The 26,568-nt window shown below is 61.5% G+C and carries 30 protein-coding genes; 16 read left to right on the forward strand and 14 right to left on the reverse strand.

Annotation, left to right across the window (positions count from 1 at the left end; all coding sequences use genetic code 11):
• Positions 1-52 precede the first annotated feature (52 nt).
• The gene (locus C4Q27_RS23075; RefSeq protein ID WP_014753565.1) at positions 53-262 is read left to right on the forward strand and encodes a 4-oxalocrotonate tautomerase family protein; all 210 of its coding nucleotides are present in this window, start codon (positions 53-55) and stop codon (positions 260-262) included.
• Positions 263-419: 157 nt separating this feature from the next.
• Here the strand turns inward: C4Q27_RS23075 and C4Q27_RS23080 are convergent, their stop codons facing one another.
• The gene (locus C4Q27_RS23080; protein WP_064490814.1) at positions 420-1,457 is read right to left on the reverse strand and encodes a sensor domain-containing diguanylate cyclase; all 1,038 of its coding nucleotides are present in this window, start codon (positions 1,455-1,457) and stop codon (positions 420-422) included.
• A 371-nt stretch (positions 1,458-1,828) separates the two neighbouring features.
• Between C4Q27_RS23080 and C4Q27_RS23090 the strand changes: the two genes are divergently transcribed.
• Both C4Q27_RS23090 and C4Q27_RS23095 read left to right on the forward strand, forming a co-directional pair.
• Positions 1,829-2,314 (forward strand): DUF2165 domain-containing protein, encoded by a 486-nt coding sequence (locus C4Q27_RS23090; RefSeq protein ID WP_064490813.1) that lies wholly within the window; start codon positions 1,829-1,831, stop codon positions 2,312-2,314.
• A gap of 45 nt (positions 2,315-2,359) precedes the next feature.
• Positions 2,360-3,076, forward strand: coding sequence for an SDR family oxidoreductase (locus C4Q27_RS23095; RefSeq protein WP_104887399.1), 717 nt, complete (start codon positions 2,360-2,362; stop codon positions 3,074-3,076).
• A 171-nt stretch (positions 3,077-3,247) separates the two neighbouring features.
• Here the strand turns inward: C4Q27_RS23095 and C4Q27_RS23100 are convergent, their stop codons facing one another.
• From C4Q27_RS23100 to C4Q27_RS23110, 3 genes are all read right to left on the reverse strand, one after another.
• Positions 3,248-3,511, reverse strand: coding sequence for a DUF3077 domain-containing protein (locus C4Q27_RS23100; protein ID WP_003250694.1), 264 nt, complete (start codon positions 3,509-3,511; stop codon positions 3,248-3,250).
• Positions 3,512-3,662: 151 nt separating this feature from the next.
• Positions 3,663-3,905, reverse strand: coding sequence for a hypothetical protein (locus tag C4Q27_RS23105; RefSeq protein WP_014860884.1), 243 nt, complete (start codon positions 3,903-3,905; stop codon positions 3,663-3,665).
• Positions 3,906-4,379: 474 nt separating this feature from the next.
• Complete coding sequence (locus tag C4Q27_RS23110) at positions 4,380-4,598, reverse strand: hypothetical protein (protein ID WP_014591528.1); 219 nt, start codon at positions 4,596-4,598, stop codon at positions 4,380-4,382.
• A gap of 176 nt (positions 4,599-4,774) precedes the next feature.
• Between C4Q27_RS23110 and C4Q27_RS23115 the strand changes: the two genes are divergently transcribed.
• The 5 genes from C4Q27_RS23115 to glsB all read left to right on the forward strand — a co-directional run bounded on the left by C4Q27_RS23115 (position 4,775) and on the right by glsB (position 8,232).
• Positions 4,775-5,491 (forward strand): hypothetical protein, encoded by a 717-nt coding sequence (locus C4Q27_RS23115; protein WP_014591527.1) that lies wholly within the window; start codon positions 4,775-4,777, stop codon positions 5,489-5,491.
• 149 nt (positions 5,492-5,640) lie between these two features.
• Entirely contained in the window at positions 5,641-6,054 is a 414-nt protein-coding gene (locus tag C4Q27_RS23120) for a thiol-disulfide oxidoreductase DCC family protein (RefSeq protein WP_081273128.1), read from the forward strand.
• Positions 6,039-6,599 (forward strand): GTP cyclohydrolase I FolE, encoded by a 561-nt coding sequence (gene folE / locus C4Q27_RS23125; protein WP_003250704.1) that lies wholly within the window; start codon positions 6,039-6,041, stop codon positions 6,597-6,599. Before C4Q27_RS23120 ends, folE begins: the two co-directional genes overlap by 16 nt.
• Before the next feature lie 35 nt (positions 6,600-6,634).
• Positions 6,635-7,093 carry a DUF3429 domain-containing protein gene (locus C4Q27_RS23130; protein WP_104887400.1) on the forward strand — a complete coding sequence of 153 codons (459 nt, stop codon included), beginning with the start codon at positions 6,635-6,637 and terminating at the stop codon, positions 7,091-7,093.
• 230 nt (positions 7,094-7,323) lie between these two features.
• Positions 7,324-8,232, forward strand: coding sequence for a glutaminase B (glsB, locus tag C4Q27_RS23135; protein ID WP_104887401.1), 909 nt, complete (start codon positions 7,324-7,326; stop codon positions 8,230-8,232).
• Between the two features lie 40 nt (positions 8,233-8,272).
• Here glsB and C4Q27_RS23140 read toward each other — a convergent pair whose 3' ends face one another.
• The gene (locus C4Q27_RS23140; protein WP_104887402.1) at positions 8,273-10,684 is read right to left on the reverse strand and encodes a TonB-dependent receptor; all 2,412 of its coding nucleotides are present in this window, start codon (positions 10,682-10,684) and stop codon (positions 8,273-8,275) included.
• Positions 10,685-10,938: 254 nt separating this feature from the next.
• Here C4Q27_RS23140 and C4Q27_RS23145 point away from each other — a divergent pair, with 254 nt between their 5' ends.
• The gene (locus C4Q27_RS23145; RefSeq protein WP_104887403.1) at positions 10,939-11,595 is read left to right on the forward strand and encodes an HD domain-containing protein; all 657 of its coding nucleotides are present in this window, start codon (positions 10,939-10,941) and stop codon (positions 11,593-11,595) included.
• A 28-nt stretch (positions 11,596-11,623) separates the two neighbouring features.
• On the opposite strand, the gene C4Q27_RS23150 is transcribed toward C4Q27_RS23145, so the two are convergent.
• The gene (locus C4Q27_RS23150) at positions 11,624-12,787 is read right to left on the reverse strand and encodes an AAA family ATPase (protein ID WP_104887404.1); all 1,164 of its coding nucleotides are present in this window, start codon (positions 12,785-12,787) and stop codon (positions 11,624-11,626) included.
• 146 nt (positions 12,788-12,933) lie between these two features.
• Here C4Q27_RS23150 and C4Q27_RS23155 point away from each other — a divergent pair, with 146 nt between their 5' ends.
• Positions 12,934-13,407, forward strand: a complete 474-nt coding sequence (locus tag C4Q27_RS23155; RefSeq protein ID WP_029380671.1) for an anti-virulence regulator CigR family protein — start codon at positions 12,934-12,936, stop codon at positions 13,405-13,407.
• An 81-nt stretch (positions 13,408-13,488) separates the two neighbouring features.
• Here the strand turns inward: C4Q27_RS23155 and C4Q27_RS23160 are convergent, their stop codons facing one another.
• From C4Q27_RS23160 to C4Q27_RS23170, 3 genes are all read right to left on the reverse strand, one after another.
• A complete protein-coding gene (locus C4Q27_RS23160) occupies positions 13,489-14,253 on the reverse strand; it encodes a hypothetical protein (protein ID WP_064490806.1) in 765 nt (254 codons plus the stop codon).
• Positions 14,254-14,317: 64 nt separating this feature from the next.
• Positions 14,318-15,595, reverse strand: a complete 1,278-nt coding sequence (locus C4Q27_RS23165) for a bifunctional O-acetylhomoserine aminocarboxypropyltransferase/cysteine synthase (protein ID WP_064490805.1) — start codon at positions 15,593-15,595, stop codon at positions 14,318-14,320.
• Positions 15,596-15,677: 82 nt separating this feature from the next.
• Positions 15,678-16,673 carry a 5'-nucleotidase gene (locus C4Q27_RS23170; protein ID WP_064490804.1) on the reverse strand — a complete coding sequence of 332 codons (996 nt, stop codon included), beginning with the start codon at positions 16,671-16,673 and terminating at the stop codon, positions 15,678-15,680.
• A gap of 142 nt (positions 16,674-16,815) precedes the next feature.
• Between C4Q27_RS23170 and C4Q27_RS23175 the strand changes: the two genes are divergently transcribed.
• Positions 16,816-17,301 carry a hypothetical protein gene (locus tag C4Q27_RS23175; RefSeq protein WP_064490803.1) on the forward strand — a complete coding sequence of 162 codons (486 nt, stop codon included), beginning with the start codon at positions 16,816-16,818 and terminating at the stop codon, positions 17,299-17,301.
• Between the two features lie 7 nt (positions 17,302-17,308).
• Here the strand turns inward: C4Q27_RS23175 and C4Q27_RS23180 are convergent, their stop codons facing one another.
• Together C4Q27_RS23180 and C4Q27_RS23185 are read right to left on the reverse strand one after the other, a co-directional pair.
• The gene (locus tag C4Q27_RS23180) at positions 17,309-18,304 is read right to left on the reverse strand and encodes a D-2-hydroxyacid dehydrogenase family protein (protein WP_064490802.1); all 996 of its coding nucleotides are present in this window, start codon (positions 18,302-18,304) and stop codon (positions 17,309-17,311) included.
• Between the two features lie 160 nt (positions 18,305-18,464).
• The gene (locus C4Q27_RS23185; protein WP_060489578.1) at positions 18,465-19,364 is read right to left on the reverse strand and encodes a LysR substrate-binding domain-containing protein; all 900 of its coding nucleotides are present in this window, start codon (positions 19,362-19,364) and stop codon (positions 18,465-18,467) included.
• Positions 19,365-19,458: 94 nt separating this feature from the next.
• On the opposite strand from C4Q27_RS23185, the gene C4Q27_RS23190 reads away from it, so the two are divergent.
• Positions 19,459-20,634 (forward strand): MFS transporter, encoded by a 1,176-nt coding sequence (locus C4Q27_RS23190; RefSeq protein WP_104887405.1) that lies wholly within the window; start codon positions 19,459-19,461, stop codon positions 20,632-20,634.
• A 53-nt stretch (positions 20,635-20,687) separates the two neighbouring features.
• Here C4Q27_RS23190 and C4Q27_RS23195 read toward each other — a convergent pair whose 3' ends face one another.
• On the reverse strand, positions 20,688-21,311 hold the full coding sequence (locus C4Q27_RS23195) for a glutathione S-transferase family protein (protein ID WP_010953466.1): 624 nt from the start codon (positions 21,309-21,311) through the stop codon (positions 20,688-20,690).
• A 198-nt stretch (positions 21,312-21,509) separates the two neighbouring features.
• Here C4Q27_RS23195 and C4Q27_RS23200 point away from each other — a divergent pair, with 198 nt between their 5' ends.
• From C4Q27_RS23200 to C4Q27_RS23215, 4 genes are all read left to right on the forward strand, one after another.
• Positions 21,510-21,812, forward strand: coding sequence for a DUF3077 domain-containing protein (locus tag C4Q27_RS23200; protein WP_104887406.1), 303 nt, complete (start codon positions 21,510-21,512; stop codon positions 21,810-21,812).
• Between the two features lie 79 nt (positions 21,813-21,891).
• Entirely contained in the window at positions 21,892-22,614 is a 723-nt protein-coding gene (locus C4Q27_RS23205; RefSeq protein WP_064490798.1) for a hypothetical protein, read from the forward strand.
• A gap of 126 nt (positions 22,615-22,740) precedes the next feature.
• Entirely contained in the window at positions 22,741-23,667 is a 927-nt protein-coding gene (locus C4Q27_RS23210; RefSeq protein ID WP_020189917.1) for a LysR family transcriptional regulator, read from the forward strand.
• A 167-nt stretch (positions 23,668-23,834) separates the two neighbouring features.
• Positions 23,835-24,611 (forward strand): SDR family oxidoreductase, encoded by a 777-nt coding sequence (locus tag C4Q27_RS23215; protein ID WP_010953470.1) that lies wholly within the window; start codon positions 23,835-23,837, stop codon positions 24,609-24,611.
• An 11-nt stretch (positions 24,612-24,622) separates the two neighbouring features.
• Here C4Q27_RS23215 and C4Q27_RS23220 read toward each other — a convergent pair whose 3' ends face one another.
• Both C4Q27_RS23220 and C4Q27_RS23225 read right to left on the reverse strand, forming a co-directional pair.
• Entirely contained in the window at positions 24,623-25,177 is a 555-nt protein-coding gene (locus C4Q27_RS23220) for a WYL domain-containing protein (protein ID WP_041167176.1), read from the reverse strand.
• Positions 25,178-25,388: 211 nt separating this feature from the next.
• Entirely contained in the window at positions 25,389-26,297 is a 909-nt protein-coding gene (locus tag C4Q27_RS23225; protein ID WP_014591500.1) for a LysR family transcriptional regulator, read from the reverse strand.
• Positions 26,298-26,568: the final 271 nt, after the last annotated feature.

Below are 26,568 nucleotides of genomic sequence, written 5' to 3' on the forward strand. Positions count from 1 at the left end.
GGAGGCATCCCGCCTCCTTGCCCTGAATTCCCCACCCCATAGGAGTAATACCATGCCCTTCGTCAGCGTCCGCATCACTCGCGACGGCGTCACTCGTGATCAGAAAGCCCAGGTCATCAAGGAAATCACAGAGACCTTGCAGCGAGTGCTCGGAAAGAAACCTGAGCTCACCCATATCGTGATCGAGGAGGTCGACACCGATAACTGGGGCTACGCCGGCATGACCACCACCGAGTACCGCAGCAAAAAAACTCAGGGATGAGCTCCGAACTGCCCCGGCGGCGCGAATCAGCGCCTCCAGGGCGGCCTTGGCTCGACACGCTTGCGAAGGAGAACCCACTTGGAGACCGGGGTGGCCAATACGCTAGCGCATCTCGTATAGGGAGAGTCTCGCCCCATGTTACCGAGACTCAACTTCCTCAGGATAACGCTGGCACATAGACAACCTGGTCACGCCCCCCATGTTTGGCCGCATAGAGACCGCCGTCAGCGCGCTTTATTGCATCATCAATCTGCTCACCCTGGGTGAGCAGGGCGCATCCGATGCTCATGGTCATCTTCCGAGGGCCGCCGGGTAACAGAAACGGCGCGCTGCCGATTGACTGACGCAAGCGCTCCGCAATCTGCGTTAATTCTTGGCTATCTTTAACCCGTAGCAAGGCCACGAATTCCTCTCCTCCTTGGCGTACCAGCAGGTCATCTGGCCGAAGCGTAGCCCGCAGTCGGCGGGCGCACTCGCAGAGCACTTTATCGCCGGCATCGTGGCCATGCTCGTCATTGACCGATTTGAAACGGTCGAGGTCTGCGTATACGGCACCTAGCTGTAAACCTCGCTCCTCAGCCAAACGAAGCTCTCGGTTCTGAAATGCTGCCAATGCCCCGCGGTTCCATAGTTGTGTCAAAGGATCAAGCAAAGCCCTGCGCTGCCCGCGATCCATTTCAACACGCAGAGCGCGATTGACCTGAGCTAGGCTCCGCAGTTGCAAATAACCCTCGGTGAGCGTGGCTAAGTCCCGAAAATTAGCCTGTTGCGCTTCGCTGAGCTTCCGCGGCCGAGGATCGAACATGCACAGGGTGCCAATGGCTTTGCCATTTGAGGCACGTAACGGGTGGCCCGCATAGAACCGGATATAGGGTGGGTTCAGCACGAGGGGATTGTCCTCGAAGCGTGTATCGCACCTGGCGTCGGAAACCATCAAGGTATCTTCACCGAGAATCGCGTAGCCGCAAAAAGACACATTGCGCTTCGTCTCGCTTACCTCGATACCGATTCGAGCCTTGAACCACTGCCGATCCTGATCGATTAGGCTGATCAGAACGGTCTCCACCTGGGCTAGTTCTTGGGTGAGTCGTACCAAGGTATCAAGATAATGCTCGGCCGGCGTATCGACCAAGTCCATGTCATCAAGTGTGCGCTGACGAAGTGCTTCATCAGAGGGTAGGGGACAAGCTGGCATGTCTGTTACTCCACTCCTTGGTTCGTTTTTTCACAAATGCGGATAGAAAACTCTCAAGCATCTTGACCAATGCCGCACACGCTCGGCGCCTTCAGGCCAGGTCAGCCGGAATAGAGAGCATAGCAAACCGGTTGGCTCTATCCCGGATCCTCCAGTGGGTATACCTGCGGCGTTGATCGGCGCGGCTCGGTCGGTCGCCCAAGACCTCGACAAACTTCTCAGACCTACAGACGGCTTGAACGAACGGTTGAGGTTGTCGCCCCAGGCAGCCTTATTGGAAATCCGGTATTGACCTCGAGTTAAGTCAAGGTTTTAGAGTGGCGTCCGGACGCTCTCGCTGCTTTCGGAAACGAACTCACAAAGGACCAGGAATGGACACTCCGACTTCACTGCTGATTTTCCAGATCACCTGCTGCATTGGCTTGAGCCTGTGGCTGAGTATCAGCCTGATCAACAACCTGCAGGCCTTTGCCAGCTCAGCCGGGGCGATCGGGGAGACCATGTCGATGGCGCCGCTGGCCCAACCTCCCGCAATCAGCCTCCCTCTGCTGGTGAGAGCGATGACCTCTCACGCCATCCATCGCTTGGCCTTGTCGATCATAGTGCTGACACAGGCAGCCGCCGCTCTCGCGGCTTGGGTTGGCTGCTATGAACTGCTGCTTGGCGCCGGCTTGGAGGTGGCGCGGCCCTGGTTGAACCTGGCCTTGAGCGCAGCGCTCGGGTTCCTGCTTGCGATGCTGCTGGGCGGGATATGGTTCGGCTACTGGATCCGCCAGGAAGGGTTGCAACTGACCCATCTGCTGTTGATGGTCTGGATCCTGCTGCACTTCGTCGTACTGAATGTTCGGTGGAGTTGAGCGGCCCAGGGAAGCTTGCAGCATTTCAGTTAAAAGGAGCAACAGATGAAGATGATGATCGTAGGCGCCGGAAGAGGGTTGGGCCGGGCTTTGCTCGAAGGGCTCGGCAAGCTAGGGGACACGCTGATCGGCGTATCACGCAAACAGCCGTCAGACTTGGCCCTTGCCCCGGGCATCGACCTGCAGTGGGTCGATGCCGACCTTGCCAAGCCAACGGCGGCTGTAGCACAGATCGCGGATCGGGCACCTGCCGATCTGGATGTCCTGATCTACAACGTTGGCATTTGGGAAGAACACGCCTTCAGCGAGCACTATGCCTTCCTTGACGACAGCGACGAATCGATCACCAGCCTGGTCGAGGTGAATATCACGGCCACGCTGCTTTTGCTCAAGCGCCTGGTGCCCAAGTTGCTTGGTGCGCCCCGGCCGCAGTTGATCCTCACCGGTTCGACCTCAGCTCTTCGCCAGAGTGGGCGCCCCGAGGTAGCGTTCGGCGCCTCAAAGTTCGCCCTCAACGGCATGGCTGATGCGCTGCGCGAAGGTTTCAGGGATGACAACCTGGCGGTGACCGTGCTCCAACTGGGTTATCTCAATACCGACGACTCCCTGAACACGCCATTGGCGCAAGCCGCAGCACGTGGCGAGCGGCGCCAGGTACCGGTGCATGATGTGGTCACTATGGTCGACGCGCTGTTGCGCTTGTCCGGGGCTTCGTTCGTACGGGAGCTGATCTTGCCGGCTATCGGTGATGAGCGCTTCTGAGGCCAAAGCACCGGAGCCTTTGCGTGAGGGTTCGGCTTTGATGTCTCAGTCGATGGAACTGAATCTTGGACCGCGTCCAGCAAGAAAAGAGGCAAGGAGCTAGGTCGTTGGGTCGCCTTCAAAATCGGGAGTCGCATAGGTCTTGAAGGCACCCAGTCAATGATGAGTCATTCAGCGCATCATGCCCAGTTCAGCATCATCCATCAGCGCCTTGGCCAACGCGCAAAGGTAGTGCGAAGCCCAGATCAACTGAGGTTTATCTTCCATCAATCCATCCAGAGTCATGTCCCGTGCATAGCCCATCAGCTCGGACGCCTGTTCACGGGCGCTTTGGCAAGGGATGCCGGCTTCGATGCGGAACAGCGGATGGGTCTGGTTTTCACCTTGGTAGAAGGTGGTTTTGCCGACGGTGAATTTGGTTTCTTCTGTGGACATTGTTCAGTTTCCCCAAGATTGCTTCAGCCTGTACGGGCCTATTCGCGGGTGAACCCGCTCCTACGGGAGCACGGCAGTCTTCAAGGCTGAGGGAGTGCCGGTGAGGGGGTAACCGCGAAGAGGCCGGCCCAGGCAGTACATCAGCGAGACGTCAGTGCGTAGTGCGAGGTTCAGTGGGCATCTGCACCTGGGCTATTGCGGACTCGAGCAAAGCTCTCAAGGTCTCCAGTTCATGCATCGAGGTCATCATCAGAATCGACGCGGGTGACTTGGGCTGCAGCAGCATTGCCTGATGCACGACAGTTGCAGCGCAAAGCGCGTAATCCGTGGCCTGGATCAGGGTGTCTTCAAGGCAGAGGGACCGGTGGGGTGGATCTGGAACGATCTTGAGCATGGCGTAACTCCAACGTCGGAAAGTGGAGCTACCTCAACCTTGCTGTCAAACAAGATGGTGGCAGCTGTACGCGGGTTGACAGACCGAGACGTTGGCACTCGGCGCACCACAGGGTGCCCACACGTACAGCCGCCATGAAAGCGAGCACATGAGGACAACGTCAGCGGTCTGTCAAAACCGGTCGCTGAATTGGCAGCGACAGGCCGAGACTAGGGCTGACTATTTCCATGTGCAACGAAAATCAGGCGCGAGGAGTATCTTTGGGAAATGGCCTACAAGGAAGGGGTAATTTCTGATTTTTCGACCCGCTCCCGTTCCCCAAAACGTCGACAGGAAACATGCGGGCAAAAGAAAGCCCGCCGAGGCGGGCTAAGTACTATCACGTAGGGATAGCTTCATCCTGCCCAAGCCACTGTGAAAATTGGGTGAAAGAAAGGTCCCCATAACGTGATCATCCAGAGGGCCCCGCGCCTTTCAAAGCTCGGCTTTCTGCCGCTGGTGGCGCTGAAAGCGGGTAACCGCGATCTGGACGGCAGCTGCAACGAGGCACAGCAGGCCGACTTTCCAGCTGCCCTCCAGGCCGTAATGCTCGGCGATCTTCCCTGTGATGATGACGCTAACGAAGATGGCGAAAGGCAGGATCAGTTTGTTCATCGGGTCTTCCAGCAGGCTGCAAATGGCTCGGGTGAACATGCAGTTCACCCAGCGGAAAGGCCGCGATCTTAGCAAATCCGGTTGCGGCGTTGTGGTCACTTCCAGAGCGGTTGCAAGGTGTGCTGTCTGTATCGCGATAATGGCAAATGGTCAGCATGGACTTGCGCGACCCAGCCCTCGAAACTGATCCATTCGCATCTGGACCAGGGCCGGTCATGAATAACCTGCAACGCACACTCTCTCTCATGCTGCTGCTGGCAGCCGCTTCATTGACCGCCTGCGTCCCCTGGAAACGCGAACGCGCCGCCTACGCGGACCTTTGCGAATCCGAGTTCCAGTTCAAAGTGCCAGGCCCGCAGGGGGAGACCACCCTCTACCTGGAAACCTACCTCTACGACCACGCCGCCCTATGGGGCGAAAAGCGCTATGAGCAAAGCCTGTACGTGCAGTACCCGGGCGAGAAGTACTCGCGGCAGGAATTCTTTGTGCAAATGATCGCCTACAACAAAGACCGCCAACGCCCGTCGACCGATGCCAAGCGTGGCGAGCCGCCGATACCGGTGCTGTACGACAGCCGTCAGGCTTACATCACCTTTGAAGACGGCTCGCGCCTGAATGCGCGGCCCGAGGTGTACTTGGGCATCAACGAGACCTACGACTTTCCGTTGGTGAATGAGAAGACCGCCCGGCCATCGCCATACGACATCAACAGCGATGAAGTGCACCGGATGATTCCCAGGATGACCAACAACAAGCGCTATGGCTCGGCTTATGTGATCTTTCAGACGGACAAGTTCGAGGCAGATTCCAAGTGGACGATTCATCTGGGGGCACTGGATGTGCAGGGCCGCAAGGTGCAGATTCCGCCGCTGAAGCTCTGCTATCACCCCGTGAAGAAATGGATCGGGATCGAGCCGCTCATGCGGCCTTGAGTGGAAGGTGTCCGCCATGGGAGGTGTGGCGGCGCTCGATCTCACCGGCAACACAAACCCACCGGCGAACACCTCCCAGCCCCCCCATTGCGAATTTCCTGGTTTCAGCTAACTTATACAAAAACCTGTACAAGCATGAGAGGTTGTACATGTATTGTAAGTGGCCCTTCACCCTGTACTTTGACGGCGCCTGCCCGTTGTGCGCTCGGGAGATAGCCTTCCTGCGCAGGCAATCGACTGGGGGAAAGCTCATCCTGGTTGACATCAGTGCTGATGATTTCGATGCAGGGGCGTTGGGCTTGACGGTTGAGCAACTGAGGTCATGCCTGCATGGAAGGTTCGCGAGCGGGCAGTGGGTTACAGGCTTGGACGCCACCTTGTGGAGTTGGCGTGCTGCCGATGTGGGCCTGTGGGTCGCGCCACTGGCTTGGCGTCCGCTACGTCCCCTGTTTTCGGTGCTTTACAGGCTGTTCTGTCGATTGAGGCCACACTTGGCCTGGCTACCACATCCCGATGGCGGGCACCGTTGTAGCGGTGAGGAGTCCAAATGTCACATTCGTTAGCCGAGCACTATCATGAAATCCTGGTCGGTATTGGTGAAAACCCGCAGCGCGAAGGGCTTCTGGACACACCCCAGCGTGCGGCAAAAGCGATGCAGTACTTGTGCAACGGGTATGCCCAGGATCTTCACGAGGTCGTGAACGGTGCTCTGTTCGAGAGTGAAAACGATGAAATGATTGTGGTGCGTGACATTGAACTCTACTCATTGTGCGAACACCACATGTTGCCGTTTATTGGCAAGGCGCATGTCGCGTACCTGCCAACAGGACGCGTGTTAGGGCTTTCCAAGGTTGCACGCGTAGTGGATATGTTCGCCCGTCGTTTACAGATACAGGAAAACCTCACGCGGCAAATTGCGTATGCCGTGCAGGAAGTCACGGATGCCGCAGGGGTAGCGGTCGTGATCGAAGCCCAGCATATGTGCATGATGATGCGCGGGGTAGAGAAGCAGAACTCGGTGATGATTTCATCCGTGATGTTAGGTGCATTTCGCGACGCCCCCTCGACGCGGCACGAATTCCTGAACCTCATTGGACGACACAGTTGACGTCCGGTCCTGAACCGTCGCGAAGGGGCGCCCAGATGAATTCCGATGCTACTGCGTTATCTCCAAGCCGCTTCGCTGTCTTGGGTTACGGCGGTCTGCTGCCGTTTATTGGCTTGACGGCGCTCATCCTTTTTTGGGCTGAGTATCGAGCGTTTTTCTCGATGATGATGGTTGGCTATGGCGCGGTGATATTGAGCTTCGTCGGTGCCCTGCACTGGGGGTTTGCCATGACGTTGCAGGGTTTGCCCGCAAAGCAGCGTCAAGAGCGACTGGTGTGGAGCGTTATACCGGCCCTGATCGGTTGGGTTGGCACGTTGCTGCCTGTGCCGGTGGGGTGTCTGGTGTTGACCTTCGGTTTTGTCGGCCATCTTTGGCAGGATCGCAAACTGGCGCAAGCCGTGCCTGGGTGGTATCTGCCGATGCGCGTGCATTTAACGGCTGTTGCGAGCCTCTGTTTGCTGGTCAGTGCACTTTCGGTATCCGTTCATTTTTGAAACCCCCAGTAACCACCGCCGAACGCTGACGATCACTGCCGGCCGTGCTGACATGGGTTTGTGCAACCGACCCTGCATTACAGCTGCCTTCAAGGCCGTAACGCGCGGCGATCTTCCTGGCGATGACGACGCTGACGGTGATTTGTTTCTGAATGTGTGATCTCTCCCGCTCAGTCTTCGTCAAGAGGAATGCCCCTCGCCGTCGTCTGGGGATTGATACAGGGCCTTCCATGCAAACGCTGTTGAACGAGATTCTCGAAGAAGTACGTCCCTTGATCGGCAAGGGCAAAGTCGCTGACTACATTCCCGCGCTGGCTGACGTGCCGGCGAACCAGCTGGGCATCGCTGTCTATGGCAACGATGGCAGTTACCACTGCGCAGGCGACGCGCAGGTGCCATTCTCGGTGCAGAGCATTTCCAAGGTGTTCAGCCTGGTTCAGGCCATTGGCCATTCGGGAGAAACCATTTGGGAGCGGCTGGGGCATGAGCCTTCGGGGCAGCCGTTCAACTCGCTGGTGCAGCTGGAGTTCGAGCGCGGGCGGCCGCGTAACCCGTTCATCAATGCAGGTGCATTGGTGATCTGCGATATCAATCAGTCGCGCTTCGCGGCCCCCACGTTGTCGATGCGCGATTTTGTCCGACGGCTTTCAGGCAACCCCCACATCTCGATCAATACCCGGGTCGCTGATTCGGAATATCAGTTTCGCGCGCGCAACGCTGCCATGGCGTACCTGATGCAGTCATTTGGCAACTTCCATAACGAGGTCGAGACGGTGCTGCGCAGTTACTTCAGTTACTGCGCACTGCAAATGAACTGCCTGGACCTGGCGCGGGCATTCTGCTTCCTGGCCAATGATGGGTTCTGCAAGCACAGCGGTGAGCAGATCCTGACGCGGCGCCAGACCCAACAAGTGAACTCGATCATGGCCACCAGCGGGCTGTATGACGAGGCGGGGAATTTCGCCTTCAGGGTGGGTTTGCCTGGCAAGAGTGGCGTGGGTGGCGGGATCGTGGCGATCGTACCGGGGCAATTTACCGTATGCGTGTGGTCGCCAGAGCTGAATGCGGCGGGCAACTCCCTGGCCGGGATGGCGGCGCTTGAGCTGCTCAGTTCGCGGATCGGATGGTCGGTGTTCTGATCTGCGAACTCAGGGGGCAATCAGGCGTCGCCTTGGCGGGTCAGAACGCGTACACCAACGTGGCCGTGGCGCTGCGTGGGCTGCCATACCAGCCGCGCGCGCCAATCGCCGTGTAGTAGGTTTTGTCCAACACGTTGTTGAGGTTCAGTGAAACGCTGGTCTGCGGCGTGAAGGCATATTGAGCCATCAGGTCGACCACGCTGTAGGGGTCCTGGGTGAACGTTTCGTTGTTGGGCCCGGCGCTCTTGTAATACTCGGTACCCTGCCAGCGCACACCACCCCCTACCTTCAACTGTGGCAGGGTCGCCAGGCGGTAGCTGGTGAACAGTTTCAAGGTGTCTCGCGGTATTTCAGTGTTCAGGCGGTCGCCATCCGAATCCTTGCTCACCGCATAGGTGTAGCTGGCCGAGACCTGCCAATCAGGCAAAATCTCGCCCGCCATTTCCATCTCGAAACCACGTGTCTTGGTACCCGATTCGGCACGGTAGGCCTGGTTGCCGTCTGGCGCCAGGTTGCTTCCGTCGGCTACCGCCAGGTTGTCCTGGTGCACCTCGAAAACGCTGAAAGCCGCGGTCAGGCGCTGGTCCCAGAACTCACTCTTCAGACCGAGCTCGTAGTTCACGCCTTCCAGCGGGTCCAGGTAGGTACCGTTGATATCCTTGTTGCTCTGCGGCTTGAAAATGGTGGTGTAACTGGCATAGGCCGACCAGTGCTCGTTGAGGTCATACACCAGGCCAAGGTAGGGCGTGACGACCCCGGTTTCGCTACGTGAGGTGCGGCTTGTAGCGCCGGACGACAGGGTGGTAGAGGTTTCGTCGCGTTTCCAGTCGATCAGCCGCGCCCCGGTAACCAGCGACAGGTCATCCGCCAGGCTCCAGCGTACCGAAGCCACCAGGCCGTCCTGGGTTTCATCCAGCGCATCTTCCGAGGACTTGGCATGGATGGCGTCTGGTATCGCCAGCGAACCGTCCCAGGTGTAAATGTTGTCGATGGTCTGGATCGCCCACAGCGGGTAACCGTCGTTGCGGTAGTAGGCGCGGTAGTGACTGGCCCCGAGATAGGCCTGGTGCTCGCGGGACGACAGCGCGAACGGGCCCGACGCCGACAGGTCGAACGAGGTCTGCCGGGGCTCGCCGGCCCAACGCCCCGTCCAGGTGCTGATGCCACTGCCATCGGGATTGACGGTGCCGCTGGCCGCGGTGGCAAAGGCGTCGTCATAGCTGCGACGGCTGTGTTCGGCATTCAGTCTCAACTGCCAGCCGTTGTCCAGTTGATGCTCCAGCGTAGTGAATACCGTCTTGGTGCGACGCTTGTGATAGCTCCAGTCCGAAGCTGAATTGAACGTGCGGGAGGGGCTGAAGTGACTGCCATCTGAATTGAACATCGGGAAGCCGTGGCTGCCTGCCCCGTCGTTGTCCATCTCCTGATATTCCGCACCTGCTGTCAGCATCGTGCTGTCGGTGATGTCCCACTCCAGCACCCCATAGGCCACCTGCCGTTCCAGCGACTGGCGGTCGACGTAGCTCTGGCTGTCGGTATTGGAGGCGACAAAGCGCCCGCGGACATTGCCGCTTTGCGTCAACTTGCCAGAAACGTCCAGTTCGGTGCGGTAGTTGTCCCACGAGCCCGCTTTCAAGGTCAGCTTGCGTTGTGTTTCCAGGGTCGGCTTCTTGCGGATCAGGTTGACGGTGGCGCCCGGGTCGCCAGTGCCGGACATCAGGCCCGTGGCACCGCGCACTACCTCTACCCGGTCATAGGACACCATGTCGGAGAGGTCGTCCCTGAAGCCAAAGGTATCGGGGCGGTTGATGCCGTCCACCTGGATGCTGCCGACCTCGAAGCCGCGCACGTAGATATGGTTGGCGTCGCTTCCGGCGGGCCCCATGCTGTCAACGACCACGCCTGGTGTCTGTTCAAGCACCTGGGCAACATCGTTCAGGTTCTGGTCTTCAATCTGCTGGCGGGTGACCACGCTGACCGATTGGGGTGTCTCGCGTGCAGACAGCCGCAGCCCGGTTGCGGTATTGACCGAGCCGGTGGTGTAGCTGCCGGTGCCTTCGGTGGTGGCACCCAGGGCCATGCTGGAGACGGTGGTTGCCGCAAGCTCCATGGCGCCATCCTGCTCAGCGCTGACCAGCATGAAGTGCTTGTCGCCCGCTGCCTGCACCTGCAAGCCACTGCCTTGCAGCAGTTCTGCCAACGCCTGATGCAGTTCGTAATTGCCGTGCAGCCCTTTGCTGTGTAAGCCAGCGACTTCTTCTTGGCTGAAACTGATGACTGCACCGCTGGCGTCGGCAAACTGGTCGAGTGCGTGAGCCAATGACCCTGCCGGGATGCTGTAACCCACAGGCTCGGCCCAAGCATGTGCAGTGCCCAGCAGCGAGCCCGCGAAGCCGACCGCTAGCGCGGTTTGGCGAATACGGGTGGCGGGGGAGGAAAAGCGAGCGGACATCCATTGACTCCTTGCTGATCGAATACAAGTGCTCCCAGTAACAAACGTGTTGTTGACGGAAATACTTAGTAGCAAGGTGCTGATAGGGCTGAGGATCTACTTTGACAGTAATATCCTCATCGCAGCACAAGGCTGCTCCTGCCAGTGCTGTACAGGCTTTGAAACCGACATGCAGGCTCTCGGTACTTGCCCAGGGCAGCGTACGGACGGCGCCCGTGAACCCGCGCTTTCACCGGAAATGGAACCTACCGAAGATGACCCGCGAAGCGTTTGCTCCTTATCAGTGCCTTGCCACTGACTTGCTGAAGTATCTGCCGTCTGACCAGAATGATGGCTCCCACGACTTGGCCCATATTCAGCGCGTGTGGGTCAATGCGCACCGGATTCAGCGGGTAGAGGGTGGCGACCTTGAAATCTTGCTTGCGGCGACGGTGCTGCACGACTGTGTGGCGGTGGAAAAGCATTCGCCGTTACGTGGGCAGGCCTCGACGTTGTCGGCGAACAAGGCTGCATCAGTCCTTGCTGAGATGGGCTGGCCGAGCGGGCGTGTTGAGCAGGTAGTGCATGCGATCAAAACGCACAGTTACTCGGCGGGGTTCGAACCGCTGACACGTGAGGCCTGCATCCTTCAGGACAGTGACCGGCTTGACGCCATAGGCGCGGTGGGTATTGCCCGGTGTTTTTACGTCGCCGGGCGAATGGGGTCGGCGCTCTATGACGTCGAGAATCCTTTCGCGCAGCAGAGGGCGTACCAGGACGGGGCGTATGCCATCGAGCACTTCCAGACCAAACTGCTCAAGCTCGCCTCGGGCTTTAAGACCCAAGAAGGGGCTCGCCTTGCTGCCGAGCGTCATACCCGGCTTGAAACCTTTCTTACCCAGTTCATGGACGAGATTACCGGGGCCGGTTAGTCATGCCGGGCTTGTGCCGTCCTTGAATTCAGTCAGCCCAGCGCCACAGCGGCTCATCCAGCAACCCAACCCCCCGCAGCTGGGTTTGCCCTTGTATTTTTTCCAGCTCTAGCACATTGCACCCGTCACAGGCTGCCAGCGCGTTGATTAAGGGCGCACTGTGCGATACCACCCAAACCTGGCTACGGCCCGATGCACGAATGATCAGCCGTGCCAAGGCCGGGAGCAGGTCTGCGTGCAGACTGGTTTCCGGTTCGTTCAATACCATCAGCGATGGCGGCCGTGGTGTGAGCAGGGCAGCCATCAGCAGAAGATAACGCAGGGTGCCGTCCGACAATTCAGCACCCTCGAGCGGGCGCAAAAGCCCGTGCTGGTGCAGCCTTACACTGAACAGCCCGCCAGGTGGCGCATTGATCTCCAGACGGCTGCCGGGAAACGCGTCATTCAGCGCTTCCACCAGATCCTCCACATCGCCAATTTCGATAATGGTCTGCAACGCCGAGGCCAGGTTGCGCCCGTCGTGATGCAGTACCGGCGAGCGAGTGCCCAGTTGGGGGTGACGGCAAGGCGCATCACGGTCAATCCGGAAGTGATCGTAAAACCGCCAGCTGTTGATGAACGCGCGCAGGTCACCGATTTCCGGTGCCTGGCGTGGCCGGCCGACGATGTTGAAAAAGCTCTCGCCGCTGTCAGCATGCTGATCGAGCACTGCCCAGCGGTTGCCCTCGCGGGCCCGCACCAGGGCATTCTTGCGCTCGACCAGCAAGGAAGAGGGGCGATAGGCGCCAGCGCCCCAGATGGCCTCGCACTTTATTTCAGGGTCGAGCATGAACGCGCTCGGATACGGCAGGGGAATTGGCAGGCCGAGGGTGATGGCAAACCCGAGGTCCTCGGTGGCAAAGCCCAGGCGCAGGCGCCTGGCTTCGCTCGGATGCTGGCCTTGGATGGGCACTTCGCCGCGCCGCATTCGTGCGCTGGTTTCCGGGCCGGCCCACCAGGTCGAATCCAGCCCGCCCTCACGGGCGAGGGCTTCGACCACGCCGCCCTGTGCGGTTTCGGCCAGCAGGCGCAGCGCCTTGTACAGGTTGGATTTGCCGCTGCCGTTGGCACCGGTCACCAGGTTGAGTTGGCCCAGCGGCAGTACCAGGTGGTTGATCGAGCGGTAGTTGCCGATGGCGAGGGTAGTGAGCATGCAGTGCTTCCCAGCGTGGACCAGGCGACCGATTGTGGCCGAAGCGTGCCTGCCTTGTCAGCCACCCCTGCTGAGGCTGTTGCAAGTGAAGCAGGCGTGCGCACCGTCTATAGTGTGGGGCAACCTCTCGCGCAAAGGATGCTCACATGGCCAGATCAACAATCATGACAGCCATTGTCACCTCATTGGCGGTGGCCTTGGCCTCTGGCCCGGTGCTCGCCGACCCGGGTAATGGCAAAGGCCAGGGCCAAGGTCAGGGGCACGGCAAGGGTCAGGCGCCGCACGCCCAGGGCCAGGGTAATTCGGGCGGCCACAAGCAGAGTGCCGGCGGCAATGACTGGCACGGCGGCCCGTCCATCGACCGTGGCGATGTATTGGGCATCCTCGGAGGTCACCGCAACTACTGGAGCCCGGGCCCGGCATTGCCTCCAGGCATTCAGAAGAACCTGGCCCGCGGCAAGCCCCTACCACCTGGTATCGCCAAGAAACTGGATGGCCGTCTGCTGGGGCAGTTGCCTCACTATGACGGGTATGAGTGGATGCAGGCAGGCGCAGACCTGATACTGGTCGCCGTGGCGACCGGGATCATCTATGAGGTGTTGAACGGGGCGTTCGACTAAGGCCGCAGGTGCGAGCAGTCCGCCCGGTCCCTGCAGGCGCTGGCTTGCCTGCGATGGGCTGCGCAGCAGCCCAACCGCCTATCAACGCCGCCGTAACACTGCGGCCAGCCCAAGGGTCAGCACCACAGCGCACAGCATGGCCAGCCCGATGGTCACGCCAACGCCCCACGTTTCCAGCAGCCCCGCCAAGACCAGATAGAACGCAATCACCCCCACTGCGCCGATCGCATTCCCCCGCACCATCGCCGCCATCCCGGCTCGCCCGCCCTGCACATGGGCGAACACTACCAGCGGCCAGGCAATCACCGGAATCGGCGCCAGCATCCCGCTGGTCGCCGGGCCCAGCCAACTGGCCAGGCTGGTGGTGATCATCAGCAGGGAAGTGGCAGATACCATGCGCAACGGGATTTCCCAGTGCCGGTGCCGGGGGCGGGCCAAGGTATCAGGTTTGGGCTCGCGGCCGCTGGCGCGGATCAGCACGCCGATCAGCACCAACGCCACTGCAATCGACAGGTACAGGTTGCCCCAGTGGGTAAAGGCATAGGCGGCCAGGCCATAGAACAGCAATGCCAGCAGAACGGCCACGGCGATGCCGAGCGTGCGCGTGGCCAGCAGGTAGACGGTGTAGGTGGCCTGCACCGCCGCCAGGCCGCCCAGTGCGCCGGGCAATGCGCCCAGGGCGAAGGCCGTGCCCTGTTCCAGGCACAGGAAGGTCATCACCAGCGCCGAGGTGATCGGCAAGCCGGACAGCAATCCGCCTAGCAGGCCGCCCCAGCGCCGGGAGGCGAGGGAGATGGCCCACATCAGCAGGGGGGTGATGGTGAGTTTCAGGTAAAACAGGGTCATTGCGGGTGCATCCAGGCTTGATGAAGGTGCGCCCGCCTTCGACATTGGGTAGGGCGCGGAGGAATCAGCCGCGGCTGGCCTCCAAGGCCTGGGCCAGGTCGGCGATGATGTCGTCACTGTGTTCGATGCCGATCGACAGGCGCACCATGTCCCGTGGCACGCCGGCCTTCTCCAGTTCCTCGTCGTTGAGCTGACGGTGGGTCGTGGAAGCGGGGTGGCAGGCCAGTGACTTGGCGTCGCCGATGTTCACCAGGCGTACCACCAACTGCAACGCGTCGATGAAGCGCGCGCCAGCCGCCTGGCCACCCTTGATGCCGAACGACAGGATCGATGCCGGCTTGCCGCCGGTGTAGCGCTTGGCCAGTTCATGTTCGGGGTGATCGGGCAGCCCGGCGAACTTCACCCAGGCCACTTGCTCGTGGGCTTGCAGGTAATGGGCGACCTTTAGCGCGTTCTCGGTATGGCGCTCCATGCGCAGGGCCAGGGTTTCCAGGCCTTGCAGGATCAGGAAGGCGTTGAACGGCGACAGCGCGGCGCCGGTGTTGCGCAAGGGCACCACACGGCAGCGGCCGATGAAGGCGGCAGGCCCGAAGGCTTCGGTGTAGGTGACGCCGTGGTAGGACGGGTCGGGGGTGTTGAGCAGGGCGAAGCGTTCCTTGTTTTCGGCCCAGGGGAATTTGCCGGAGTCGATGACGATGCCGCCGATGCTGGTGCCGTGACCGCCGATGTACTTGGTCAGCGAGTGCACGACGATGTCGGCGCCGTGCTCGAACGGCCGGCACAGCACCGGGGTGGCCACGGTATTGTCGACGATCAGCGGCACCCCGTGGCGGTGGGCGGCCTCGGCCAGCGCAGCGATATCAACGATATTGCCGGCGGGATTGCCGATGGACTCGCAGAATACCGCTTTGGTACGCGCATCGATCAGCGCTTCGAGGGCGGCGATATCGTCATGGGCCGCGAAGCGGGTGTGGATACCCATGCGTGGCAGGGTGTGCGCCAGCAGGTTGTAGGTGCCGCCGTACAGCTTGGCCACCGAGACGATATTGTCGCCGGCTTCGGCGACGGTCTGGATGGCGTAGGTGATAGCCGCCATGCCCGAGGCTACGGCCAGCGCGCCAACCCCGCCTTCCAGGGCGGCCATGCGCTGCTCGAGCACGTCGTTGGTGGGGTTCATGATGCGTGAGTAGATGTTGCCGGCAACCTTCAGGTCAAACAGGTCGGCGCCGTGCTGGGTGTCGTCGAAGGCGAAGGAGGTGGTCTGGTAGATCGGTACGGCCACCGCCTTGGTGGTCGGGTCGGGGCTGAAGCCCGCATGGATGGCAAGCGTTTCCAGCTTCATGCAATCGTTCCTTGAGCGTGGGTGGAAGCGTTCGAGCATGCGGCGGCGAGCGCGCATGGGTCAAGGGTGTCGCTCTGGCGGATTACGGTTCGCGTGACAATTCGCTGATCGGCAGTTGATCCTGCTTCACGTCGGGTGCCTGAGGCGAGCGCACTCTGTTCGCCACCCCAAACGGTACATGCACCATCGGCAGGTTTCCCGCTGGCGATTGCAGGTGCGTGCGCTGGTCGTCGAAAAACACATGCGGCTTCAATATCGACAACACCCTGGGCTTATCCATGCCGCCTAGAAAAAAGCACTCATCCGGGGATACGCCCCAATCCTTCAAGGTCGTCACCACCCGCTCATGCGAAGGCGCGTTGCGCGCCGTGACGATGGCAATGCGCAGAATCCGCTGGTACGTCGGGTCCTCGGCCAGCTTGCGGTCCTCCAGCATGCGTATCCGCGAAAGCTTGCGGTAAAGGTCTGCCAGTGGCCCCGGCGAATGCGGGGTGCCCTTGTGCACGCGCTCGTGTTCCTGAAAGTCGTCCAGGTTGTCGTTGCGCTTGTAAACACTCTCTGCCTCGTCGTCGGCAATCACGCCATCGAAGTCGAAGGCCACCCGCAGCTCAGTGTCGATTTCATCATCGTAGATGCGCGTAGGCAGTACACGCCCGGCAGGGTAGTTGGCGTCGATGGCCTTTTGCACATCTTCCTCGTTGGCACTGAGAAACAGCGAGGCATTGAACGCCGGGATGTATTCGTAGGGCGAGCGGCCCGACATGAATGCCGCGCGGGTGATGTCCAGCTGATAGTGGCTGATGGAGCGGAACACCCGCAGGCCGGTTTCCGGCGAGTTGCGCGAGAGCAGCACCACTTCCACCGGCAACTGGTCGGGGAACGCCTTGTTGATGCTCAGGAAGCGGCGAATGAACGGGAGCGCCACACCCCTGGGGAACGGCTCGTCCAGGTTCTGTTCCTGGTGCTGGCGGTAAGCCTCGACACCTTGTGTCTGGTAGATGTCATCGGAAACGGAGAGGTCGAACAGCGCACTCGAGGCAACGCCGATGACCAGTTTTTCTTCAATGGGGTAAGGCATGCAGCGGCTCCTGCGAGTGGCATGAAGGCAAGTGTACGCGCACGTTCTGACGAAAGCCGTCAATTGCGCGACTGATCAGTGGATCCGGTAGTGTCATTTTGATAGCTTCTCGCCCCTTACCGCAGTATCCGGACAGTGATTGATGAACCAGCTACATGAACACGGCACCCTGACTCCGCTTGCCGAGGCGAATGGGAACACGATGCACGAAAGCCACCTTGAGGCAGACGCGTCGGCCCAGCAGGCCACCGAGCACGAAGCACTGCTGGCCAGTATCGAGGGGCTGAACAAAAAGCTCGTGGCAACTACCCTGGCCCGTGTGCAGAAGGAAGGGGCGATCCACAAGCGTCTTGAGCAGTGCCAGCAGCAACTGGCCGCCAGCAATCAGGCTCGGGAAGGGATGTCCATCACGGTGACCACGGCGCTGAAGAAGCTCGCGCTGGCAGCGAGCACCCAGGCAGACCGCGTGGACAGTGTGGAGGCGCGCTTGACCCGCCTGGCTGAGCGCCAATGTGAATGCACGTCGCAGTCAGCAGCCGGTTGGCCCGCGTATCTGGAGCGTCATGCCGTGTCGTTGGTTGCCTTGGCCGTGGCTGTGTTTACGCTGGGGCTGCATTTGCTCGGGTAGTGCAACTTCAAGGCTGCGCCGGGTTCAAGCGTTGAATTGCCAAGGCTTGCGGGTTGGCGACGTTCTTCGGCACCCCGTCGAAAAACGCCAGCACATTGTCGAAGGCGTCACCGAAGTACAGCTCGTAGCCGTTCTTCTCCACATACCCCAGGTGGGGCGTGCTGAGTACCCGTGGGTGGCGCAGCAGTGGATGGGCCGGGTCGAGTAACGGCTCCTCCTCATAAACATCCACCGCCGCGTAGCCCGGCCGCCCGGCATCCAATGCCTGCAGTAATGCGCCTGGTGCAATCAGTTCCGCGCGGCTGACGTTCACCAGCAAGGCGTCGGGCTTCATGTGGGACAGGTCGTCGAAGGTCACCCCATGGCGTGTCTGATCCGAAAGGCGCAGGTTCAGGCTGACAATATCCGCCTCGGCAAAAAACGCCTCGCGCGAGGCGGCAGCAGCGTGGCCATCGGCTTTGGCTGCGGCGCGGCTGTTGTCGCTGCCCCACACCAGCACGGGCATGTCGAAGGCCTGCGCATAACGCGCCAGGCGCTGGCCGATCTTGCCATAGCCCCAGATGCCCAGCGTCTGCCCGGCCAGCGCCTGGCCCAGGTTGACCTGCCATTGGCCTTGGCGGAAGGCATCAATGGCCGGCAGCAGTTGTCGGCGGGCATTGAGGATCAGCGCCCAGGCCAGTTCGGCAGGCGCTACCGGCGATCCGCGCCCCTCGGTCACGGCAATGCCGCGCGCGGTGCAGGCAGCCAGGTCGAGGTGGCTGGACACCTTGCCGGTCTGGCTGATCAGCTTGAGGTTGGGCAGGCGGTCGAGCAAGGCGGCGTCGATGCGTGTGCGTTCGCGGGTGAGTACCAGGGCGTCGGCATCGGCAAAACGTGCTGCAAGTTGTTCCAGCGTGGCAGGCGGGTGCTCATGAAGGACGCTGACAGCATGCCCGCTCAGCTTGCCGAAGCAATCGAGCGTACGGATTACATCTTGGTAGTCGTCGGGAATGACAATGCGCATGGTGGTCTGGCCCGGGCGGTACAGGGAAGCGTCGAAGATAACCTAACGGGGGGAATCGGTGTCAGATCAGGCTGCAGTCGCTGCACATCAGCACCGGCCTCTGCCGCCCAGTGATGCAACCGCCATGCGTTGGCGGCCCTGTCGCGACACGAGGCCGGCTCTACTGGCCACCAGATAGCTGCTCCACCAGAAAATCCACAAACACCCGCACCCGTGCCGGCATCGCCGGGCCGCCGACGAACACCGCATGAATCGGTTCCCGATCACCCGGGTTGTAAGCCTCCAGCAACGGCACCAGTTGCCCGTTGGCCAGGTCATCGGCCACGGTAAAGGTGCCGATACGCGCCACGCCGGCGCCCAGCCTGGCCAGCTGCGCCAGCGCCTCGCCGCTGCTGCATTCGATATTCCCTTTCACCTTCAGTGAGAACGTATGCCCGTCGCGGTGAAACGGCCAGTCAGGCATCGCGCGGCGGAAGTTGAAGCGCAGGCAGTTGTGCCTGGCAAGGTCTTCAGGTTCAAGCGGGGTACCGTAGCGTTGCAGGTATTCTGGCGAGGCCACCACTACCTGGCCGGTCTCGCCAATGGCGCGAGCGCTCAACGAGCTGTCCGGCAGGTGACCGAAGCGCAGCGCCACGTCGGCCTGGCCGCCGAGTATGTCGGCCACCTCGTCGCTGAGGGTCAGGTCAACCAGCACTTGCGGGTAGCGTGCGCTGAAGGCCGCCAGCAGCGGCACTACGGTCAACCGGGCATGGCCCAGCGCAGCGCTGACCCGCAAGCGCCCGCGTGGCACGCCTTGGTCAGTGATGGCTTCTTCCACTTCGAGCATGTCCGCCAGCACCCGCCGTGCGCCGCGCAGGTAGGCCTCTCCCTCGGGGGTGAGGGTGAGCGCCCGGGTCGTGCGCAGCAGCAGGCGGGTACCCAGGCGCTGTTCGGTGCGGGCGAGAATGCGGCTGACCGCCGAGGGCGTCAGGCCTAGCGCTCGGGCGGCAGCAGACAGGCTGCCCGCTTGCGCCACCTTGGCAAAAATCTCCATCTCGCCGGATCTGCCACTGAAGTCCATTTGTGCCTCTAAAGCAAAGGTGGTTCGCAAAAATGCAGTCTAGTGCGCGTTTTAAACGGATCGTAGCATTTGCGGCATAGATAAGGAGCTTGCCATGCGTATCAATCCACCGCTTGTCGCACTCGCCATCGGTGCCTTCGGCATCGGCGTTACAGAGTTCGCCCCCATGGGCATGTTGCCCAGTATCGCTACCGACCTTGGCGTTTCCATTCCTGCTGCCGGGCTGCTGGTCAGTGCCTATGCCCTCGGCGTGCTGATCGGCGCGCCGCTGATGACCCTGGCCACGGTGAAGATCCCGCGCCGTTACTTGTTGATCGGGCTGATGGCCATTTTCACCTTGGGCAACCTGATGTCGGCCCTGGCCAGCGACTACGCCAGCCTGCTGGTGGCCCGCGTGGTCACTTCACTCAACCACGGCGCCTTCTTTGGCATCGGCTCGATCGTCGCGGCCAGTGTGGTGCCGCCCGAGAAGCGCGCCGGGGCCGTGGCTGCAATGTTCATGGGTTTGACCCTGGCCACCATCGGCGGCGTGCCGTTGGCGACCTGGTTGGGTGAAATGCTGGGTTGGCGCATGGCGTTCTGGGGTATTGCCGGGCTTGGCCTGGTGGCGATGACCACACTCTGGTACGCACTGCCCAATGTTGCGTCGCCCAAGGGCGAGGGGGCCATGGCCGAGATCCGTGTGCTGGGCCGCAGGCCGGTACTGGCGGCCTTGTTGCTGACCGTGGTGGGTTCCAGCGCAATGTTCACCGTGTTCACCTACATTGCGCCGATCCTGCAGCATGAAGCGGCGGCGTCCACCCCCTTCGTGACGGCGATGCTGGTGCTGTTCGGTGTCGGCCTGACCTTGGGCAACGTATGGGGCGGCAAGGCGGCGGACCGCTCGATCGATCGCACCCTGATCCTGTCACTGGCTGGGCTGATTGCCGTGCTGCTGGTGTTTCCGCTGGTACTGGACTGGCCGCTGCCGACCGCCCTGGCGATCCTGGTCTGGGGTGCGGCCAGCTTTGCCCTGGTGCCGCCGCTGCAAATGCGGGTCATGGAAGCGGCCAAGGATGCGCCCAACCTGGCCTCGGCGGTGAACATTGGCGCGTTCAACCTGGGCAATGCGATCGGTGCGGCGCTGGGTGGCGCGGTGATCAACGCGGGGCTGGGCTACCCGGCGATTTCCCTGGCGGGGGCTGCGATGGCGACGCTGGGGCTGGTACTGGTGCTGCTGTTTGCCTGGCGTGGGCGAGGGGGGCTAGCCGGGCGGCAGGTTGCGGTGTAACAGGTCGGAACCTTGGGGCGCTTTGCGCCCCTCGATACACTTCCTTGCGGGTACTACGGGGTACCGTTTCGGCCATGCAAGTGATAGGCAGGGCGCTCGCTCAGGCGCTCGTAGTAATCGCGCACCGCGGGCAGGTGTGGGTGCTCGAACGGCGTTTCAAACCAGCGGTTGACCGACAGGCCGATCGGGATGTCGGCCAGGGTGAACTGGCTGCCGGCCACATAGGCACCGGTGCTGGCCAACTGGCGGTCGAGGATGCGCATGTAGCGTGACCACTCGGCACAACCGGCAGCCAGTGCTTGCGGGTCCTGGTGAGCGGGCGAATGCCTGACCAGCGACATGAACGCGTAGCTCCATGAGCGGTTCAGGTCCGAGGCCTGCCAGTCGATCCACTGGTCGATCCGCGCCCGCGCCTGGGCCTCGCCGGGATAGAACGCGGTGGCGCCGTAGCGGCTGGCCAGGTAACGGATGATGCTATTGGATTCCCACAGGGTGAAGTCGCCGTCCTGGATCACCGGAATCATGGCGTTGGGGTTCAGCGCGAGGAACTCGGTGCTGTCAGTGGCCTTGAAGCCAGAACCCCAGTCTTCGCGCTCGAACGCGATCTCGAATTCGGCGCAGGCCCACAGGACTTTTCGCACATTGATGGAAGAGGCTCTTCCCAGTATCCGCAGCATGGTGTTCGTCCTTGTGTGGGGGAGGTTGATCGTCCGCCACTGCGGGGGGCGGGTCAAGGGGGCTGAGCGGTGGCTTGGCGCTCCCTGTACAGGGTTCTTGTAGTCCATTTCCTAAAGTCACCCTTTCCACCCCTTTGTCATTGTAATGGGGTAGGCGGCGGCCTAGCCTCGGCAAGCGCCTAACCTTGAGGAATGGACATGGACAGCGAAACGCCGAAAAACAGCAGCAAGCCCTATGTCGTGCAAGCCGCGAGCCGCTTTGGCAACAGCGATGCCGAACTGGTGCAAATGAAACCGCAACTGCCAATACGCACCGCACTGATGGAAGCTTCGGGCATCATGGGCTGCATCACCGAAATTACCCGCAAGGCCATCGACAGGCCTGAAGACCGCCAGGTGATGATGAAGGCCACGCACTACCTGGCCGGGATGGCCAAGTCACTGATCGACGGCCAGCTGCTGCAGATGCGTCAGGCGCGCGAAGGCGGGGGCGAAGCCTAGCCAGGCTTGCCTGGGGGGCGCGAACTTGGCACCCTTGGGCGGTTTTAATCGTCTGTAACACGACTGAAGGAAGCATGCATTGAGCTGGGACAAGGTGGGGAAGCTACTCGTCGCCGTGCTGATCGGCCTGATGGTCCTGTTGGCCGCCTACGCGTTGCTCAGGGGCAATCCGCGCCTTGAGGCGTCACTGACCTATGCCTACCTCACTTACCCCAGCCAGTTCAGCGAGCGGATCAGCAAGGCCAGCGAGCAGCTCAAGTACGAGCAGTTGCAGGGGCGAATCAACGGTATCGTTCAAGGCCAGCTGGCCCATGATCAGGTCGAGCGGCTCATCGAAATGGCACAGGCCCCTTATGCCCAGCTGTTCGCCAAGCCTTTCGAGGCCGGGCTGGTGGACCACCGTACCGGCCTGCTGATCGAACTGCACAACAGTGGTGATGCGCAGGTCCGGCAGGTGAAAGTCCGCCTGCCAGCCAAGGGCCTGGTGCAGGTGCGCGATGCTGCCGGCAACGACACGCTGCTGGAAACCGCCATCGCCCAGGTTGATATCCCGGTCATCGAGCCAGGTGGCACCTGCAAGGTGTGGGTGTATTTCGATGCCGACTACTCGCAGATCCGCCATGGCGGGGTCAGTATCAGCCACGCCGACGGTGAGGCCCATGTGCAGGTGTACCGCGAGGTCATCGGTTTTCCGGCCATGGTAGCCCGTTACAGCCGTGAGCTGATGATACTGCTTGGCATACTGGCGGCCAGTGTACTGGCCTTGGCCTATGCCTGCCTGGCACGTCGTGCGCCGCGGTAAAACAGCCTGCAGAAAGGTGCGTGCATTCGTTCTGCAATCAAGGGTCATTTGCGCAAAACTCAACACGCCCCCGCAGACGACGCTCTATAGTGCTCGGCATGACGAAACCCCTGCCGAGCCTGCCTGATGATCCCTTCTCTGGACGCCATTTTTTCTCGCCTGCGCCTTCGCCAGTTGCGCTTGCTGATCGAGCTGGACCGCTGTGGCTCGCTGCATAAGGCAGCTGAAGCCATGGCCATTTCCCAGCCCGGTGCCACCAAGGCCCTGCGCGAGGTCGAGGAGGTGCTGGGCGTACCGTTGTTCCAGCGAATGCCCAGCGGCCTGGTTGCCAACGACGTGGGCCGCTGCGTGGTGCGCTACGCGCGGCTGATCCACAGCGACCTGGGGCATCTGCGCGAAGAGGTGTTGGGCATCGTCCAAGGCCAGGGCGGGCGGCTGGCGGTGGGCAGTATCATGGGGGCTATGCCCACACTGGTCAGCGCCCTCGGGCGCTTGCGCCGCAAACAGCCGCAGCTGGCAGTGGAAATCGCCGAGAATACCAGCGCCAACCTGCTCGCCCAGCTGGACGAAGGGCGCCTGGACCTGGCCATCTGCCGGCCAGGGCTGGGCCGTAACGCGGCGGAATATGGCTTTGTCGAACTGGCCCAGGAGCCGTTGGCGGTGGTCGCGCATCCGCAGCATCCGCTGGCCGGGGCGGCGGCACTCAAGATCAGCGACCTTAGCCATTATCGCTGGGTGGTTTATCCGGCCAACATGCCCATGCGCCAAGCGCTGGAACGCGAGTTGAGCGAGGCGGGGGTGGAGGTGTCACGGTATCCACTGGAGACCTTTTCCACCTTCGCCACCTTCATGCTGCTTGAAGATGACCCGACGTTGGTGGCAGTCATTCCCCGTGCGGTGGCGGCCTTTGCCGAGCAGCGCGGGTTGCTGGTGTCGCTTGCGGTGCCGCTACGGGCGCTGAGCGAGCCGTTCGGCATCGTGCACCGGGTCGCGGCGCCGTTATCGCCTGCGGCACGATTGCTGGTGGAGGAACTGACGGCGGGTGAAGTGTGACGGTCCCCATTGATTTCCAGTCCGTTGCCGAAGCGCTGGCAGGGATAAGCGGCGGTTATCGGTGGATCAGTTCTTTTCATTATCGGTGGCCCTGTCCCGTCCTCTAAATTGCCCCGGCAGCGCCTGTCAGTCACCCTGTCACCCTGATTGCATCAAGGAGCAAACCAATGGATCTAGGCATCACCGGCCGCTGGGCCATCGTCTGCGCGGCCAGCCAAGGCCTTGGCAAAGGCTGCGCCGAAGCGCTGGGCAAAGAAGGCGTCAACCTGGTCATCAATGCCCGTACCCAAGCCACCCTGGAGCAGACCGCCAGCGAGTTGCGCAGGGCCTGCCCGGGCATCGAGGTCCATACCGTGGCAGGCGATGTTGCCGATCCCAAGGTGCGCCAGGCGCTGTTGGCGGCCTGCCCGCAGGTCGACATTCTGGTCAACAACGCCGGTGGCCCGCCACCGGGGGACTTCCGTGATTGGGGGCGTGATGACTGGCTGAAGGCGCTGGACGCCAACATGCTCACGCCCATCGAGCTGATCAAGGCGGTGGTAGATGGCATGGCCGAGCGTGGTTTTGGCCGGGTGGTGAACATCACCTCCGGCGCGGTGAAGGCACCGATCGACATGCTGGGTTTATCCAACGGTGCCCGCAGTGGCCTGACCGGATTCATTGCCGGCCTGGCCCGGCAGCAGCGTCTGGCGGGCTGCAATGTGACACTCAACAACCTGTTGCCTGGGGCGTTCGACACGGCGCGCCTGCAAAAGACCTTGAAGGCTGCGGGTGGTGATGTGGAAGTCACTGCCCAGGCGCGGCGCAAAGCCATTCCGGCGTCGCGTTTTGGCGATGCCGCGGAGTTTGGCGCGTATTGCGCATTTCTGTGCAGCGCGCATGCCGGGTACATCACCGGGCAGAACCTGCTGATCGATGGCGGGGCGTATCCGGGAACCTACTGACGCCGTTGGCGCTATTGCTTGCAGCCGCCTTCGCCCTCATGCAGCGCCAGGCTCTGGCGCAATTGTTCAATCATGGCCGCACGCAGCGCCTGCGGCGCCTGGATGCGGATCGACCCCGCCTGGGACAGCAGCCAGCCCATCAGCGCGCGGTTGTCGTCGACGGTGGCCACCAGCGCTGCGCCGCCGCCAGCCTGCGGCGTCAGTTGCATATCGACGGACAGGGGGGATTGCTCCAGGCGGCGGGCCAGCGCGTCATCGACCCAGGCATACAGTACGACGTGTGTCGGTGGGGCAAGTGCGTCGGGTTGCAGCTGCTGCGCTTCGCCCAGGCTCAAGCCCGGTTGCCAGTACCAGCCATAAGGCATGCCTTTACTGTTGCACTGTAGGGGGAACAGTGCGGCGAGCTCGACCAGGTCGCGCTCGACCGTGCGTTTGCTGGTGGTATGGCCCACGGTTGTCAGGGCAGCCTGCAACTGGGTGGAGCTCATTCCCGGGTGGCGGCCGGGCAGCAACTTGAGCAGTTGCCACTGGCGGGCGATGGTGTGGCGGGTCGGGTGGCTGGGCAAAGGCTCGTCCTTGAAGGCAGGCACCGAGCCTGCCTGGGTAGTGGCGTTTAGCTATTGCCTAGCATACCCCGTCACAAGATGGGATCCAAGTTGTGGCGTAAGGCCTCGGTCAAGTGGTCCGCCGCCAAGTCAACGACGAGCGTGTCGTTGTGGTAGTGGTAATCAGTTGGCAAGCGCGAATGCTGAGCGGTCTATCGAGCGGCTCAGCGCGTCAGGTGATGACCCGCTGCAACGCCTCGATAAACATCTCCTCCGCCCGGCTGAATCGCTGCTCTCTGTTCCACAGCAGGTGAATGTCCACATCGGCAATCCCTTCGTGCGGCGACAGCTTCCAAAGCAAGCCCGCGTCAACATCCGGTGCCACCACATGTTCGGGCAGGCAGCCGATGCCAAACCCGGCAATCACCAGTCGGCGCACTTCTTCAAGGCTTGGCGATGACGCCACTATGCGCCCGGCAAACCCTTGTTGGTCGCGGAAAATGGTCAGCGGCGACAACATGCCGCCAATTTGGTCGCTGGTGAAACTGACAAAGTTCTCCCGCTGTAAATCGCCTTCGGCCTGGCCGAACAAGGCATGGTGCTTGCCACAGAAGAATGCATATCGTTGGCGCAGAAACAGCCGCTGCTCCAGCCGTGGCTGTGCACGCCGGTTGAGGCTGAGGCCCGCTGTAGCGGTTTTCTCCTGTAGGGCGGCGACGATATCGGAGCTGCGCATCACGTCGATTTCCAGCTCGACCCTTGGGTGCTGGCGATGGAAGTTGGCCAGGAAGTCATCGAAACGTTCGCTGACGATGCGACTGATCATCAGCAGGCGCACTTTACCCACCAGCTCGTCCGCCGGTTGCTCCAGCAAGCCGCCGATCTGCGACATCTGCCCGTACACCTCGCCAGCCAGCTGGAACAGCTGCTCGCCCATTTCTGTCAATACGAAGCGCGGTCCGCGACGGGCAATGAGCTGGCGGCCAAGCTGCTCTTCAAGGCGTTTGAGCGCCTGACTCACTGCCGGCTGGGTGAGGTGCAGGCGGGCGGCGGCACGGCTGATGGACAGCTCCTGGCCGATGACCCGGAAGGTGCGCAGCAGGTTCCAGTCGAGGCGGTCGTTGAGCAAGCGGTCAGGCATGGCAGGGCTCGATGATAAGCATGGCTAATAGTGCGCATAATAAATAGAAAATTGACTAATCATAGCCTCCGGCCGATAAATCGCAGTCATCGAAACCTGTTGCATCGACGTTGCCCCTCTTCGCGGGTGAATCCCCGCCTGCTGTGATCGCGCAGACGCTGTGGAAGCGGGTTGTCCCGCTGAAAAGGCACCATCGAGTCAACAGGCCAAGCGCCAGCAGAGCGCCCCGTGACCCTTGCAACTCCTGCCAGAACAACAAGCAAAGGAGCCC

The organism is Pseudomonas sp. SWI36 (assembly GCF_002948105.1).
Taxonomy (GTDB): Bacteria; Pseudomonadota; Gammaproteobacteria; order Pseudomonadales; family Pseudomonadaceae; genus Aquipseudomonas; species Aquipseudomonas alloputida.